This is a genomic window from Vibrio splendidus (assembly GCF_024347615.1).
Taxonomy (GTDB): domain Bacteria; phylum Pseudomonadota; class Gammaproteobacteria; order Enterobacterales; family Vibrionaceae; genus Vibrio; species Vibrio splendidus.
In genome coordinates, this window is record NZ_AP025509.1 from 358,038 (window position 1) to 373,922 (window position 15,885).

Annotated in this window: 17 protein-coding genes and 1 riboswitch; of the genes, 10 read left to right on the forward strand and 7 right to left on the reverse strand. The window is 42.6% G+C overall.

The features are described 5' to 3' along the window. The first annotated feature begins 56 nt into the window (after positions 1 to 56). From OCU90_RS19000 to OCU90_RS19020, 5 genes are all read left to right on the forward strand, one after another. Entirely contained in the window at positions 57 to 914 is an 858-nt protein-coding gene (locus tag OCU90_RS19000; RefSeq protein ID WP_081089972.1) for a PhzF family phenazine biosynthesis protein, read from the forward strand. 123 nt (positions 915 to 1,037) lie between these two features. Next, positions 1,038 to 1,541 carry a YgjV family protein gene (locus OCU90_RS19005; RefSeq protein WP_061023054.1) on the forward strand — a complete coding sequence of 168 codons (504 nt, stop codon included), beginning with the start codon at positions 1,038 to 1,040 and terminating at the stop codon, positions 1,539 to 1,541. Positions 1,542 to 1,617: 76 nt separating this feature from the next. Next, positions 1,618 to 1,932 (forward strand): cupin domain-containing protein, encoded by a 315-nt coding sequence (locus OCU90_RS19010; RefSeq protein ID WP_017085157.1) that lies wholly within the window; start codon positions 1,618 to 1,620, stop codon positions 1,930 to 1,932. A 127-nt stretch (positions 1,933 to 2,059) separates the two neighbouring features. Continuing rightward, positions 2,060 to 2,539 (forward strand): GNAT family N-acetyltransferase, encoded by a 480-nt coding sequence (locus tag OCU90_RS19015; RefSeq protein WP_061023051.1) that lies wholly within the window; start codon positions 2,060 to 2,062, stop codon positions 2,537 to 2,539. A gap of 106 nt (positions 2,540 to 2,645) precedes the next feature. After that, positions 2,646 to 2,942 (forward strand): hypothetical protein, encoded by a 297-nt coding sequence (locus tag OCU90_RS19020; protein WP_004730457.1) that lies wholly within the window; start codon positions 2,646 to 2,648, stop codon positions 2,940 to 2,942. A gap of 141 nt (positions 2,943 to 3,083) precedes the next feature. Here OCU90_RS19020 and OCU90_RS19025 read toward each other — a convergent pair whose 3' ends face one another. Beyond that, complete coding sequence (locus tag OCU90_RS19025) at positions 3,084 to 3,581, reverse strand: fasciclin domain-containing protein (protein WP_061023050.1); 498 nt, start codon at positions 3,579 to 3,581, stop codon at positions 3,084 to 3,086. A 202-nt stretch (positions 3,582 to 3,783) separates the two neighbouring features. Between OCU90_RS19025 and OCU90_RS19030 the strand changes: the two genes are divergently transcribed. Further along, positions 3,784 to 4,767, forward strand: a complete 984-nt coding sequence (locus OCU90_RS19030; RefSeq protein ID WP_061023048.1) for a DUF2860 family protein — start codon at positions 3,784 to 3,786, stop codon at positions 4,765 to 4,767. A 166-nt stretch (positions 4,768 to 4,933) separates the two neighbouring features. After that, on the forward strand, positions 4,934 to 5,428 hold the full coding sequence (locus OCU90_RS19035) for a GNAT family N-acetyltransferase (protein ID WP_017088111.1): 495 nt from the start codon (positions 4,934 to 4,936) through the stop codon (positions 5,426 to 5,428). A 99-nt stretch (positions 5,429 to 5,527) separates the two neighbouring features. Here OCU90_RS19035 and OCU90_RS19040 read toward each other — a convergent pair whose 3' ends face one another. Next, a complete protein-coding gene (locus OCU90_RS19040) occupies positions 5,528 to 6,259 on the reverse strand; it encodes a helix-turn-helix domain-containing protein (protein ID WP_061023046.1) in 732 nt (243 codons plus the stop codon). A gap of 167 nt (positions 6,260 to 6,426) precedes the next feature. After that, positions 6,427 to 6,526, forward strand: a riboswitch (purine riboswitch). 90 nt (positions 6,527 to 6,616) lie between these two features. Between OCU90_RS19040 and OCU90_RS19045 the strand changes: the two genes are divergently transcribed. The 3 genes from OCU90_RS19045 to OCU90_RS19055 all read left to right on the forward strand — a co-directional run bounded on the left by OCU90_RS19045 (position 6,617) and on the right by OCU90_RS19055 (position 8,993). Further along, a complete protein-coding gene (locus tag OCU90_RS19045) occupies positions 6,617 to 7,615 on the forward strand; it encodes an adenosine deaminase (RefSeq protein WP_017082364.1) in 999 nt (332 codons plus the stop codon). Positions 7,616 to 7,953: 338 nt separating this feature from the next. Then, entirely contained in the window at positions 7,954 to 8,670 is a 717-nt protein-coding gene (locus OCU90_RS19050; protein ID WP_017081172.1) for a Crp/Fnr family transcriptional regulator, read from the forward strand. Between the two features lie 164 nt (positions 8,671 to 8,834). Beyond that, positions 8,835 to 8,993: a hypothetical protein gene (locus OCU90_RS19055; protein ID WP_004730469.1), complete on the forward strand. Its 159-nt coding sequence runs from the start codon at positions 8,835 to 8,837 to the stop codon at positions 8,991 to 8,993. Positions 8,994 to 9,081: 88 nt separating this feature from the next. Here the strand turns inward: OCU90_RS19055 and OCU90_RS19060 are convergent, their stop codons facing one another. From OCU90_RS19060 to OCU90_RS19080, 5 genes are all read right to left on the reverse strand, one after another. Continuing rightward, the gene (locus OCU90_RS19060; RefSeq protein ID WP_061023092.1) at positions 9,082 to 9,732 is read right to left on the reverse strand and encodes a DUF2057 family protein; all 651 of its coding nucleotides are present in this window, start codon (positions 9,730 to 9,732) and stop codon (positions 9,082 to 9,084) included. A 107-nt stretch (positions 9,733 to 9,839) separates the two neighbouring features. Next, a complete protein-coding gene (locus tag OCU90_RS19065) occupies positions 9,840 to 10,268 on the reverse strand; it encodes a hypothetical protein (RefSeq protein WP_004730474.1) in 429 nt (142 codons plus the stop codon). Between the two features lie 13 nt (positions 10,269 to 10,281). Then, entirely contained in the window at positions 10,282 to 12,708 is a 2,427-nt protein-coding gene (locus OCU90_RS19070; protein WP_061023044.1) for an ATP-binding protein, read from the reverse strand. Next, positions 12,701 to 13,795: a cytochrome-c peroxidase gene (locus OCU90_RS19075; RefSeq protein WP_061023043.1), complete on the reverse strand. Its 1,095-nt coding sequence runs from the start codon at positions 13,793 to 13,795 to the stop codon at positions 12,701 to 12,703. Before OCU90_RS19075 ends, OCU90_RS19070 begins: the two co-directional genes overlap by 8 nt. Positions 13,796 to 14,241: 446 nt before the next feature. Next, on the reverse strand, positions 14,242 to 15,804 hold the full coding sequence (locus OCU90_RS19080; protein ID WP_012600756.1) for an arylsulfatase: 1,563 nt from the start codon (positions 15,802 to 15,804) through the stop codon (positions 14,242 to 14,244). Positions 15,805 to 15,885: the final 81 nt, after the last annotated feature.

The window sequence follows — 15,885 nt, forward strand, 5'->3', positions numbered from 1 at the left end:
TCCTTACTTCTTAAATAAGTATTAATAATGTTGCTGTTGAACACTTGTAGCACGGGGTGTTTGTGCTTATTGTAGGCAACAATATTTATCCCAATATAGAGCTAGGAACTATTGTGAATTTAGATATATATCAAGTGGACTCGTTCACAACTCAAGCTTTTAAAGGAAACCCAGCTGGGGTCTGCATTTCTCAAGATCTACTTGATGAGTCACTCATGTTCTCAATCGCTGAAGAGATGGCGGTATCTGAAACTGCTTTTCTTGCGCTTAACACTATGACGCTTAAATGGTTCACTCCAGAAGTAGAAGTAAAACTGTGTGGGCATGGCACATTGGCAACCGTTCATGTAATGAAAGAGCAAGGGTTAGTTAAAACAGGTGACAGTGTTGTGTTTAACACCTTGTCGGGTGAGTTATCTGCCACAGTTTGTGAATCGTCTATCGAACTTGATTTCCCTAGCACTCAGTTGTCATTGAACTCAGAAGCTAATCTCACATTGCTTGAGCACTTTGGTTTAGAACCGCACCAAGTCGTTTCATTCCGAGAGTTTGATTCCAAGCAGTTAATCGAAGTTTCTAGCGAGCAAGTGTTATTGGCTCTCTCACCTAACTTTGATGCTTTAAAGAGTATTAAAGGGCGAGGCGTTGTTGTGACGGCACTTTCATCAAATTCTAAACTCGATTTTGTTTCTCGTTATTTTGCGCCATGGGTTGGGGTTAATGAAGATCCCGTTACTGGGTCGGCACATTGTGCATTGACGCAGCACTGGGCTGAAAAGCTAAACAAAAGCTGCTTCAGTGCTTATCAGGCGTCTCGTCGTGGTGGGTATATGTCGACAGAGCTCTTAGCAAACGGGCGAGTAAAGTTAATCGGTTCTGCTATCACTGTGATCAGTGGTGTGTTGAAACTTTAGATTTTTATAGAAGCTTTAGAGCGCTGTTTGCTCTGTTTTGTTGTAACCGCCTAGTATGTTTTATTCGGTTATTCACAGTGAAAGAAGCGGCTAGGGCGTAATGTTATTATTGAAGGAATCACCGTGTCAGATTTTTATCTTTCTCAAGTATTAGTCGCAATTGCTATTTGTTTCGATCTTCTGTCTTTTCAGTTTAAAGAGAGAAAGAAAATCGTTACCTGTCTGTTCTTTGCTGGCGTGCTTATTTCGAGCCACTTTATTCTTCTCGAACAATGGACAGCGGCGAGCTTAATGACGATTGCCACTATTCGCTATTTGACGAGTGTATTTTCTACATCGTCTAAGTTTAAATATTTGTTCTGTTCCATGTCAGTGGTCGCAACGGTTGTGACTTACTCGGGGCTGATAAGCATATTGAGTTGCTTTGCTTCCGTATTTCAAACCTTTGCAGCCTTCAATAAAGATGACCGCCGATTAAGAGAGTTGATGATCATCGGAACGAGCTTTTGGTTGGTTCACAATTACTTAGTTGGCTCGCCAACAGCAGTTCTGATGGAGGCGCTGTTTATCTGCAGTAACTTGGTGGGCTATTACCGTTTTTATTTCAGAAAGAGTGCTGCTGCTTAGGTTTTACAGTGCAGCTAAGGCCCAGGTTGTTAATCAATTCAATTCCAATCAATTTAATGTTAGCTAGGAGAGCTTGATGTCAAACATTTACAATGATGTTCCTTCGTCAATACCCAATGAAATATTCAATGACCTGATTGCCAACGACGGTGTTCGAATCGAAAGGATATTGTCGCATGGACATAGCTCACCAGAAGAGGGTTGGTATGACCAAGATGAGAATGAATGGGTGATGGTGATTGAAGGTAAGGGTGTCATCGAGTTTGAAGATGGACGCGTTGTTACTTTATCAAAAGGGGATTACATCAACATCGCTGCACGAGAAAAGCACAAGGTCATTGGTACGGATAAAGACATGGTGACGATCTGGTTGGCTGTGTTTTATCGTTGATATCTTTTTCTAAAGCTGAGGTTGTTGAGTGCAGGTTACAGAGCCTGTTGAGCTTGGACTATTGAGCCTGCTGATTCAGCTGTCTATTTGCACCTCTGAAAGAACTTAAGACAAAAAGGAGTATGTCGTGGTTAGAATTCGAAACTATCAAGCGAGTGATGATAAAGCACTGTGGGAGATCTTCTTTCATACCGTACGTAACGTGAATGTTCGAGATTATTCTCAACAGCAAGTAGAAGCTTGGGCACCCAGTAGCTTTGACTTTGCGTTATGGCAAAAGCGTATGAATGGGTTACAACCCTTTGTGGCTGAACTCGATGGTCGCGTAGTTGGCTATACTGACCTGCAACCAAGTGGTTTGATTGATCACTTTTTCTGTCACCACGAATATCAAGGGAAGGGGGTAGGGAAAGCGTTGATGGAGCATGTTTTCACTATGGGTCGAGTTCGTGGTATATCGAGATATTTCTCTGAAGTAAGTATTACCGCAAGGCCTTTCTATGAGCATCTTGGCTTTAAAGTTGTCAATGAACAGGAAGTCGAAATGCGTGGTGTAAAGCTGACCAATTACGTGATGGAAAAGGTTGTGCCTTCAGACGAACGGTAATCTCATTTTTGTTACAGTTTTCACCTGCTTTTGATTCTCTTCTTAAAGAAAAATCATCACTTTAGCGATAATATTCACTGCAACTAATTTGAGTGAAGGAAGTAACGTGGGAATTGAAGCTTTAGCGTTTGTGATGGACGCATTAATAACCGCATGCTGCATGTATATCGCCTCCAAAATGTCTTTCGTGGTCGCAGACTTTAAATCCCTTCTTACTATTGCTGTAATCGTTGCTTTGGTGTCATTGATTCCGACAGTGGGCTGGGTGTTGGGGTTGATTCTGTTTGTGTTCCTTCTCGGGAAAGCAACGCACTCTAGTATTGGTGATTGCATCTGGGTGGTGGTCTTCACGAAGGTGGTGTCGATGGCGGCATTTCTAATATTCGGCCGCTTGTTTGTGTAATTCGGGTTCTTGTCGATATAGTTCTTGTTGATATAAAGGCAGCCTCGGTTAGCTGGAGACCGTTATTAACTTTTTAATTAAAAGATGAAGAGGGTGTGACCTGTCACACCCTCTTAAAACCTTTGACTGATGTTGTATTTCTTATTTAGGCAACAGCACAGCGTCAATCACATGGATAACACCATTGCTAGCCTCAACGTCTGGCATAATAACTTTTGCGTTGTCTATCATTACGTTGCCGTCATCTATCGCTATCATTACCGCACTGCCTTGAACCGTCACTGCACTATTTAACTTCATAACTTCAGCTGCCATGATTTTACCTGGTATTACATGGTATGTAAGCACTGCAACTAGTTTGTCTTTATTTTCTGGCTTCAACAACATGTCGACCGTTCCTTCTGGTAACGCAGCAAATGCCTCATCAGTGGGGGCCAATACGGTGAAAGGGCCTTCACCTTTCAATGCATCAACTAAGTCCGCTGCTTTCACTGCCGCCACTAAAGTATTGAAAGAGCCGTTTTCCGCCGCAACATCAACGATGTCTTTCTTCATCTCGTGGTGGTTAGCGTGAGCAAAAGCCGTAAAAAGAAGCGTCGCAACTAGCACTGATGTGGTTTTGATTAATTTGTTAAACATATTGTCTTCCTTTGAGTTTTGTCCGTTATTTTCGAGAAGTACTACGAAAGCTTAAAAGCGATAGATCAACTTATTGCACCTTTGAACCTATTTTTTAGATACCCAATTCGTCAGTTGAATAAATGTCTCCGTTAAATAGTTGTTATAATTTCAATTTAATACATATAGTTAACGGGTGATTATTCAATTAATGGATGTGAATATGAGGTTTGTTTTACCAGTTGTATTTTCGGCATTCGCTTCAATGCCAGCTTATAGTGGCCTTGCACCAACGGAAGGTTTCAGTGGTAACTTTAGTGTCTTGACGGGTGTATCTTCTGACAGCAGTAACTTGAGCACCGAGCAAGACGCGAATCAAGCAACCAACACCAAGGAGGGGGACAGCGAAAATCAAGGGCTACTCGGTTTTTTGGGTACGGTTCAATATACCTTTGGTGAGTCACTGACTCATCAAGTGTATGCGGGTACCACTCGAGAGGATATTGCAACAGGTACCATTGCTTTTGAGATTGGTTATCGACATCAGCTATCTGGAGGCACAATATTGGATTTTTCTGTTCTTCCTACGCTTATCTCGGGCAAGGCTTGGACGGATCCGTATGCTGTTGGCGTTAATCGAAATGAAACGGATGTGAAAGGTAATGTAGGACGACTGCAGCTCACGAATATCGGTGGAACTGGTTTTCGAACGGATCTCGCATTTGGGCAATCTGGTGTTGATGAAGAGCTATCTGGTAGCCAAGTCTTATCTCCGGAAGATGCTGTGCTGCTGGATAGGGAAAGAACCTATGTGTACGCCAAAGCAGGGTACCGCTTTATCTTGCCAAACCAAGCAGGTCTATTTGTTCCTTCAATGGTGTATTTCCACTCAGACGCAGAAGGAGGAGCACTCAGCTTCGATAGTTATGGTATTGAATTAAACTACGCGAAGAGAATCGGTCGCCACGGTTTTGTTGTTACCCTAGATGCAAGTGATCGTGAATATGATGAGTCGAATCCAATTTACGGGCAAGTACGTGAAGAGAATGAATTCGGTGCATTTTTAGCTTATGAGTTCGGCGGCTTAATGGGTTATGAAGATTGGTCGTTTATTTCATTACTCGGTGTCAGGTCGATTGACTCTAAGATTGACTTTTACAGCTCTGAACAAGCATTAGCGAGTGTTGGTGTTGACTACAAATTCTAATATTCACACTACGTCAACAAAACTAATCAAAGCAGAAGCTTAAGAGCAGCCTTTCTATTTGTGTAATTATTTCGAGCACTTACACCTTCAAAGGTTGTAGGTGCTCGTTGCTATCCGTAATATGAAAATTAGCTTATGGACAAAAATAATATGATAAGGAAGCGCTTTGGAAATACAAATTAGACATCTTGAACCCACCGATAACCAAGATATTTTTGATATTTATCGACACTCGTCAGTATTAGAGAATACCTCACAAAAGCCTTTTCTTAGCTCTGATCAAGTGGAGCGACTGTTTGGTCACTCAGACCATTTCACTTTAGTTGCGGAGGTTTCTGGTAAGGTCGTAGGTCACATTACTTTATTCATGACCACGAAGGTGAGAGACAGACATTGCGCTGGTCTTGCGATAGCGATTAATCCGGAGATGCATGGCAAAGGGGTCGGTAAGACTATAATGCAAGAAGCGATCAATCAAGCCGATAACTGGCTAAACCTCGTTCGCCTTGAGTTAGAGGTTCATGCAGATAACCACTCCGCGATTGCTTTATATGAACGAGTGGGTTTTCAGTTAGAAGGCACCAAAAGGCTGAGTACATTCAAAGCGGGTAAGTATATCGATATGTTACTGATGTCGAGAATTCGACCGGATTATCGTTGAGAGTGACTTAACTCAGTTCAGTTGAAATTGGCCAATAAGATAGTGATTAAACAAAGCCCTTAAATCATTGCTTTTTAGGGCTTTTATACGAATATAGCGTTATTTGTTGTCGAGTTCCAAAATATCCAACATGCGGTATTTGTGTGACTCAATGGTTCTAGGGCTTAAAAAGAGGATCTCCGCACATTGCTTTGCGGTGTAACCTTGTGCCAATTGAGTTAGAACTGCACACTGCCTTTTGGTCAGCAATAATAGCTTTTCACTCTCGTTAATATTATTGGTTTCATCGCTGGTGACACTACGAGTCATTTTGGAGTGCTGCCAAAAACAGAGCCAGATGTCACTCAGCAATTTGATTCGCTTCATGTCAGCCTCTTCAATTGGCTTATCGTAACGACTGAACCGTGAGAAGCCGATCGCTCCCCACTGTTGACCAAACAGCGAAAGGCTTACAATCCCATGCCAATGAGCACCTTCTTCATAAAGTACACGTAACGGGTCGAGTTTATGGTTCTTTAGTGTTTCCTCAGGGAACAACTGCCAACACTCTTTTGAACGTAAAAGCTTTAGGTAATCAAGATAATTGCCTTTTAGAAAGCGTTCCATTTCAAGCGGTGGAGTATCTGTTTGGGATACGGAAATACTTTTTCCTGTATCCAGAAGAATCATTGAGTTTGGAAACAGGGTAAGCCTGTCGAGCTTAAACCAAGCGAGCGCTTCTCTTGCCAGTAAGAAAAAAGTGCTATCGAAATCTTTGGGTTGGCATGCGGTCAAAGTGTTGGTTTGGTGAGAGAGGAGATCCTCAAAGCTCGCGAATTGGTTATCTTTCATATTGACCGTCTTTTATGGTTTTAGACAAAATAGCGGCAATAGCTAAAGTGTGTCAACCTAATGTTAGAATGATGCTCGGAATAAAGTGTGGCGAGTATTCTTAAATGCTACTGAGTAATTTATTAGTTTTATGGAGAAACGATTAGTGAAATTCACACTGAACTCTGTATAGTAGCAACCGTTTGCTTCGTATAACCCCAATGATATGGTTTGGGGGTCTCTACCAGCTCCCGCAAAGTGCTGATTACGAAGGGTTTAGATCACAATTGTGTTCTTACTCTTTGTAATGGCGTTCAAGAAAACCTCCTGTCTATTATTCAGAGTAAGTGCACACCTAAAATCCATAGTAGGTGAAATATGAACGCATTTATTCAAGGGCTCCCAAAAGTAGAGTTGCATTTACACATTGAAGGTTCGCTCGAACCTGAGTTACTTTTCCAACTTGCTCAACGCAACGGCATTGATCTGCCTTATTCATCCCCAGAGCAGCTAAGACGCGCATACGAATTTGATGATTTACAGTCATTTCTGGATATCTATTATCAAGGTGCTGATGCACTGCGCACAGAACAGGATTTCTACGACTTAACATGGGCTTATCTAGAGCGCTGTAAAGCCGACAATGTTATCCATACTGAAATTTTCTTTGACCCTCAGACACATACCGATCGTGGCATTGCATTCGACACCGCTATTAACGGCATTCATCGTGCGCTTGAACAGGGTCATAAAGAGTTGGGCATCACATCTCAAATCATCGCATGTTTTCTGCGCCATTTATCTGAAGAGAGCGCCATTCAAACGTTCGCCGATGTGTTGAAGCATCAAGACAAGATCATCGGAGTTGGCCTAGACTCTTCTGAATTAGGGCACCCACCAGAGAAGTTCAAACGTGTATTCCAACAAGCAAAACAAGCAGGTTTCTTAACGGTGGCGCATGCAGGAGAAGAAGGGCCTGCTCAAAATATTGTCGATGCGATTGAAATGCTCAGCGTGAGCCGAGTGGATCATGGTGTGCAGTGTATGACCGACGAAGCTCTGATAGCCGAATTGATTGAAACCAAAATGCCGCTGACAGTGTGCCCTCTGTCTAATATTAAATTGCGTGTATTCGATGAGATGGAAGACCACAATATTGTTGAGTTGTTAAGACGAGGCGTAGCGGTGACGATTAACTCGGACGACCCTGCATACTTTGGTGGTTATATGTCGGATAACTTTAACGCGGTGAGCCAAGCTCATGAGATGACGGAGCAAGAGCTTGCTCAATTTACTTTAAATGCAATAGAAGCGAGCTTTATTGAAGAATCATTGAAACAGCAATATCGTGATGTTGTTTTGGCGTATCTCGCTTAAGTCAAAAGTCAAAAGTTTCAGTATGAAGCTAAAGGCGAAGTTTAGGGTATAGGTGAATGCGAACGAACTCTCGGCATTCTGCGATTTAGAAAGCTTAAACGGCCAACAAGTGTTGGTCGTTTTTATTTTGGTTCTCAAACGGGTTTTGAGCTAGATAAGTGGCTTAAGACATTAAGAAATATGATTTTATTTGGGTAAAAACATCTTGTCTTAAGCTTTAATGAACTACATTTAAACGAGGTGTAGATATACAGTGTCACGCTGTATTGAAATAGAGATCAGCTTAAGCATAAGCGTATAAAAGCAGACACAGAGATTGTCTGAGGAGGAACAAACTGTTGTTAGATCCAACAATCAGTGAACAAATACAATGGCCGTGTGAATTGTCTGCGGACTTGATAGAAAGCTTGCTTGATATTGCCGTTTTTAAATCGGGTGTCGACAGCTTTGAGATTACAAAAAAGTTTCAGAATTTGCCCGGTGTCTTTTATATTTTAAGTGGCTCCGCTGGAATCTGTTTTTCTACAGAAAACATGAAAAGCTTATCTGGTGGTGTTATTGGAAGGGGAGATTGGATGGGTGCTTTGTCTATACATGCTGACTACAACCTCTTTGCAGTGGCAGAAGAAGTCGAGCCTATCACTATGGTACTTTTTCCTGCAAGTAAGGTATTAGAGCTCGCAGAGCGGAAGTGCATGGTTTACAAATGGCTACTTCACTGTGGAACCAAAGCGCAATCTATTTGGATGCAGGCTTACTTATCCTCGATTCATGAAAAAGAGCAGAAAACCATTTACGTCTTGTTGGAACTTGCGGCACGCCAGACCAATATCGCGGGGGCAACCGTCAGCATTAATATTTCACAAATTCAATTGAGTTCGATAACTGGCATATCAAGACCTAGGCTAAACGAAGTTCTTAAAGGGATAGAGCAGCAAGGCTTGGTTAAGATACAAAGAGGAAAGGTGTTTATCACCGATGTTAAGGGCTTGTATGAGCATATTTCACCGATGAATTTGATGATACGAGATCCTGTTGCTGAAATTAAGGCATGAATCTTTAACACTACGAGCTAACGTTTGGATTACTAGATTTTCAGTGTTTATTAGATATTTCAAAAAATTATGCACAGTGTTCTTTTAGGAACATACATTACAAGAGAACATCTATAATGTTCAGTCTAGATTTATAAATTGAATTAGAGCGGAATAGAATTGTTATGAAAATGGCTGTATTGGAATATAAAGTATTGGGGCTTGGTGATTGGATTAAAACAACGGTTTCTAGCCGTTGTGCGCACTTACTGGCTGCAGAATACAAAGCGCTAGGGTGGCCAACAAAAGTAGATGGAAAAGTGTTATCGACTGAGTCTGCTTAATCTATATAAGCCTAAATCATCTAGATGAAGACAAAAAAGAAGCTGGCAGTGCGCCAGCTTCTTTCGTTTTTAAATTAAGACCATTGAGCTACTTGTTCACGTAGTCTTTGAATTTCTGCTTCGTTTCAGCATCCGCTTTTTCGTACCAGAAATACAACATTTCTTCAGCTGTATTCGCCGCATTTCCGTCAATCTTTGCTGGAAGCGTTACGGGTTGTGCTACAGCTGCTGCGCCCGCGCTAGCACCTACTGTAAGTGCTGCGATGCCGCCTTTTTGGTTGTATTCTTTCGCTTCTTGCGGGTACTTACGACCGATCTGCATGCCATCTTTGATTAGCTTATCTTGCTTAACACTGATTGCGTTTTGGTTCTCATCAACCAATTTCCAATCTAGCTTCTCCAAGCCTTTCTTTGCTTCAGCTGTATTACGGTATTTAGGCATACCAAATGTTAATGCGGCGTCAGTCGCGCTAAAGGTTGCAATAATAGCGTCGCTATCAACGAACTCACGATCGTTGCCTTTATCAAAAGCAAGTTGATATTGGAATACGATTTGGTTTTGACCGTCTGGAACGGTTAGCGTTTTATAAGAAGAGAATAAGCTACCATCGAGATCTGGCTTAGCTTCGTTGACCGCTAGAATATCAACACTTGATGGAACTTGGATCTCAACGTCAGCTAACACGTGTGGTGCTACGATAATTGTGGAAAGCAGCGCGATGGATTGTAATGTTTTCATAATCATACAGTTGTTTATGGATAGTTAAATTACAATCTCATGCAGAACGAAGTATTTCAAGTTACCTTGTCTCGATTTGGTAAAATTCACCGAAACTTAACCTAAGCCTAATTCTTGAACGTACGAAACGTATTTTTTTCGTTCGTATTATGGTGTGGCCTCAACGTTTTCTCTTCTGGATTATCTGAATCGCTCTCTTGAGCGCTTCGATGCGACTGCAGAGTGATATACATAGGAACGATTGCAGATACCCAAATGGCATAAATCGTAATCACTCGGTTGAAGGCGACGAACCAGGTTTCACTGCCCGTACTAGATAGGTAGTAGCCAATGAGCGTAAGCAAGGTGCAGGTGATAGCCCACATGACTGTGGAGGTTGGATCTTTCGTTGTTGCCGCCAGCAATACTATCGTAACGTAGGGAACGGCCATAGCAATGCCCAAAGGTACATGATAGTCGACCACAAAAATGATGGTTGCACCAAGAGCCAAGAACAAGTGTGGACCGGTGCTAGGTAAGTTCAAATTCCATATCATGTGATACCTTCCTTTACCCAATTTTGCGTTGCTGGTGGAGTTTGTGTATCAATCGAGTGGCTTGGTGACTATTGACCATCAATCGATTGATCAGTTGTTGAAGCAATTCTGCTTCGGGCATGATGTGTTGATCGGCTATTTGTTCGGCTGAGCTCGCGAGTTCAAGCACTTCGTTCATTTCATATCTTGCGGTAATCTCTTTAACCGCCTTCAATGTTCTGGAGAGGTCATCCTGTTTAGCGTCCGAAAATAGCTCTATCAACTCATCGATTTCGTTTTCTAGCTCATCAACGAGAGACGTTAAGCATTTGAGTTTTTCGTCTGATTTGAGCTCATCGTTAGCTAAGAATTGGCTACGCGACAGTTCTTCTTCTGTGAGTGGCAGTTTATTTTGGGGATGACGCGTTAACATGGTGATGTTGCTTGCACCTTTGGTTAAAAGGTTATGTTCGTTAGCCAAGTTATGTCGGTTACCCTCAAATTGGTCATGAAACTCATTGATAGCGTTTTGTAAGCTGTTTTTCTGTAATGGTTTGGTGAGAACAAAATCAGCCCCTGACATGATAAATTCATCGTGTGCTTCTTTAAATACGTCTGCTGTGCATGCAAAAACTACGGTAGTCAGCTTGAGTTCGTTACGGATTTTTTGAATTGCCTCAATGCCGCTCATGTTAGGCATGTGGTTATCCATGATGATCAGGTCATATTGGTTTGACGCCAACTTATCTAAGGCTTGTAAACCGTCGTAAGCGTTCTCAACCGTTAAGTTGATAGATTCACAGAACTTCCTAATCACCATTGCGTTGATCTTGTTGTCTTCGACTAACAATACCGAGAAGTTGTCGAGTGTCTGATTGGCGCTTGTTGATGTTTGAACGACGACTTGTTCTTCAAGTTCGCGCATTTCAAGCGGAAGCGAGATAGTAAATCGAGTACCGAAATTAAGCCGGCTGGTAACCGTGATGGTGCCACCCATCAGTTCGACTAACTGCTTAACAATGGAAAGCCCTAATCCTGTCCCGCCAAACTTACGGGTCGTTGAGATCTCGGCTTGTTCAAATGCCGTGAATATATGGTCGGTCTTGTCTTCTGCGATGCCAATACCTGTATCAGTCACTAAGATATTCACGCTTGGTGGGGTGGTTGGTGCAATCAAGAATTCCACTTCAACCTTTCCTGACTCAGTAAATTTGACGGCATTGCCTGCTAAATTAAATAAGATCTGACGTGTACGTGCAGAGTCACCAATCAACTGAATATGGGGAGGGATGTTATCTTTAATGGTAAAAGCGAGGCCTTTGTCTTTTGCAAGAGGCGTCAAGGTTTTATCAAGATGTGTCACCACGTCTGCCACTGAGAAAGGGCTATATTCAAGCTCCATTTTTCCTTGCTCAACCTTAGAAAAGTCAAGAATATCATTCAATATGGTGACAAGATGCTGGCCTGAATCGATGATGATCTGTGCTTGTTGGCGAGTATCGGCGCTTTGCGAATCCTCTTTGATTATTTGAGCTATTCCTAGTACGCCATTCATCGGCGTTCTTAACTCGTGACTCATGGTGGCAAGGAATAAGGACTTCGCTTCGTTGGCTTTTTCTGCTTTGTCTGCGGTTTCTTGATAGGCAAGGTTGTTTCGTTTTAATTCAAAGACTCGGAAGATAAAGATGGCGAACGAGAAAGCGAAGGTTAATAGCGCGAGTGTGATGATAAGTTTGACAATCACGCCTTCTAGTTGGTCTTGAAGGTCGGTGAATTGATGTTCAATTTGCTCAAGATACTCCATGTTATGCACCGAAAGAACTTGAGATAACAGCACCTTTTGTTGCTGATTGAGTTCAGCGAACGTTTCAGACAGGTCCGCCAACTCTGAGCTAATCTCTTGATGTTGAATTTGGCTTCCTGAAAATAACACGCTAGCAAGTAACTCACTTTGAATGTTGATCTCGGCTGTAGAGAGGACATTTAGTTTTTCTGAATCATTTACCCTTGCTGCTTCTCGATGGCTTGCTGAATGACTATCAATGAGTTGCAGCGTTAGAGATTGCAGTATGAACTGACGAGCGACACTCAACCCGACGAGCTTGTCGAGCGTATCGACATTGGATATCGAGGCCTTGTGGAAACGCTCAAGTAATTGGGTGGTTTGTAAGTCTTGAAAGAACGTTGAGTGGATGCTTTCCCCCTTATAGCTATCCCTGAGCTCTTGCAGTTCTATTTCTAGCCTGACTAAATCAGCCGACATTTGGTAAGGATTCGAAATGTCAGCGAGAGCAGCGTTGGTTATCTGATCGCGCATCTCTAAAACTTCATGCCCCAGCTCTCGAACAGATTCTCCATATTCCGATACTTTCCCGTGTTCAGAATAGGTCAATATAATTAAGCTAACCAAAGCCAATAATAGCGAGAAAAACAGCAAAAAGATGAGTCTGATTTTATTCATTTTCAAACTCCACTAACATCTGAGGGCGGCTGCCCGTTAAGGTTTCTAGAAATGTTTTAATCTCACTAATGGTTTGCTTTTCAAACGTTTTACCTAGTTGGCTTTCACCCATGATTTTGATGGCTTCCTCTAACGTTTCAGTTTGACCATCATGAAAATAGGGGGCAGTGATCGCCACGTTTCTTAAACTGGCGACACGGAAAAGGTGCTTGTCTTGTGGTTGTCCTGTAAACATAAATCGACCTTGGTCTTCACTTCGTTCTGAGCCCGTTTTTGATAACCCAAAATAGCCAAATCGCATCACCATACCTCCACCAATATTGGTACCTTGGTGGCAGCGAATGCAGCCTTGCTTTTGAAAGGTCTCCCAGCCTCGCTTAGCCTTATCAGACAGCGCTGAATGATCGCCTCGCAAGTACTGGTCGAAAGGAGAATCAGGCGTGGTTAGCCCTTGCATGAACTCAATAAGTGCAGCCTTAATCGAAGCTTCGTTGATGGTTGTCGATTGTTCTTTGAATAGGCTGATGTAAGTCTCCGATTGAGATACATAGTCCGTAATGTGTTTCCAGTTTGAATCCATTTCGTCAACGTTATGTACTGGACCATCGATTTGATCGCCAAGGTTATTCACCCGACCATCCCAAAAAAATCGGTAGTTAAAGGCAGCGTTAAAAACGGTGAGTGAATTTCGCATTCCCGCTCCATTTACGCCAATGGAAACAGGAATCACTTCAGCGCCATTGGTTTGCAGGCTATGACAACTTTCACAGCTGACACTTCGGTTCGACGATAAGTTAGGGTCTTTGAATAGCGCCCAACCTATCTTGGCAAGTTCATTGTTAATCTCGGTCGAATCTGGAATTGGGAAGATTTGTTGATCTGGAAATGCCGCTTGTTGGGCATCTTGTGAGTTTGTATTTGAGTCGTGTTCTGAAGAGTATGAATCATCATGGTCGTTTGCATGAGAGTGATTTTCTTGGTGCTCAAATGAGGCGTGCATCTTTAAAGAAGCGGCGTCATAAACCAGTAGGCCTATTGAAACGCAAATGACAGTGATGCTTATTACTGCTAAATATGGCGTTTTCATAGTATTAATTCCATCTAGTTTAGATAATTTTGGCAAGTCAGAATCCTTCTGATTTAAACCTTATTCACCCTGTGGATGAGAGGTGTATAGTTATAAACTTAGTTTCATAGTGATAATGTTGCAAGAAGATGGTGTAACGAGAGGAGAGGGCCAAGATGAAGTCATTGAATCGTTGAATGACAAGGAGCAAGGATCGTTAGAAACAACGCGTTACGTAGGGCAAGTTAGTGACCTAACGGTCAATTCGAAAAGACCTTGTTGTATAAAACTCGGATTTTTAAGATACAGATACAGATACAGATACAGATACAGATACAGATACAGATACAGATACAGAAAACAAGTGCCAGACGTAGAAAAGCCGTGGTAACTGCATAGAGTGACCACGGCTTTGGTATTACATCATGTACTTTCTAAACGGCTTGAATCACATGGTCTAGAAGGACTTATTTAGCTTGCGCTGCTGCCGCTTCTAGTTGCTTAAGTTTACCTTGAAGCATGTAAGCATTTTGGTTGAAGTTACCAGGATTCAACACTTGGCTTTGCTGCATTGGGTAGTCAGGCAGCGTGTTCATGAACTCTTGTACTTTGCCGCCTACTGGTACGAATAGCCACATGTTGTCTGCCATCCAGCGTAGGTACATGCCCGATTCGTGTGGTGCTTTTTCGAATGGGTCAGCACGTAGGTGAACTACTTGAGGCCAGTTTGGTTGGAAGCGAACTGCATCAACAATGTTACCGTCCATTACTGCGAACGAAATCTTGAAGTCATTCCAACGAACTGCGTTTAGCTCAGCGTTAGCAGAGAAGTAAAGCATGCTGTCACGAGGGCCTTTCTCTTCTTTGCCTTGGAAGTAAGGCAGGAAGTTGTAACCATCTAGGTGAACACGCCAGTTTTTACCGTTGTAAGTTGCACCTTTATCAGACGCAAGTTTCTCAACCACTTTATCATCACCAGCAGCTGCTAGTAGAGTCGGGATCCAGTCTTGGTGCCCCATGATATCGTTGATCTTAGTTCCCGGTTTGATAGTACCAGGCCAGCGAACTAACTGAGGAACACGCATACCACCTTCGTAAGTTGTACCTTTCTCACCGTGGAAGTACGTTGCACCGCCATCAGGCCAAGAAACTGTCTCTGCACCGTTATCGGTCGAGTAGATGACGATTGTGTTGTCTGCGATTTTAAGCTCATCAAGCTTGTCTAGAAGGATACCCACTTGGTCATCGTGCTCTAGCATGCCGTCTGCGTAGATGCTGATACCAGATTTACCTTGGTATTTCTCTTGTAGACGAGTCCACACGTGCATACGAGTGGTGTTGTGCCAGATGAAGAATGGTTTGTCAGCTTTCACTGCTTTTTCCATGAACGCTAGAGATTCTTCTAGGAACTCTTCATCTGCGTGCTCCATACGCTTACGCGTCATTGGGCCTGTATCTTCAATCTTACCGTCAGAAGTCGATTTGATTACACCACGAGGGCCAAAGTTCTTACGGAACTCAGGATCTTTAGGGTAGTAGTAAGTCTCTGGCTCTTCTTCCGCGTTTAGGTGGTACAGGTTACCGAAGAACTGGTCAAAACCGTGGTTCGTTGGAAGGTGTTTGTCTTGGTCACCCATGTGGTTCTTACCGAACTGAGCTGTCATGTAGCCTTGTTCTTTAAGAAGGTCTGCGATCGTTGGAGCCCAATCAGGGATACCGTGGTCCGAACCTGGCATACCGATAGTCAGTAGACCTGTACGGAAAGGTTCTTGACCGGTTAGGAATGCAGCACGACCAGCAGTACACGATTGTTGACCGTAGTGGTCAGTAAATAGTGCGCCTTCGTTAGCAATACGGTCGATGTTAGGTGTTTCGTAACCCATCATACCGTTGTTGTATGCACTGATGTTGAATACACCAATGTCATCACCCCAGATAGCAAGAATGTTTGGTTTTTCTGCTGCTGTTGCCGCTGAAGAAGCTGCTAATAAGCCAACACCTAATGCTAGTTTATTAATTTTAGTACCCATAAGGACTCCGATTCACTTTTAAGATTAATGCGTTAGAACAACACATCGATGAGCAAATGTTATTCCCAAAATTCCATTCCG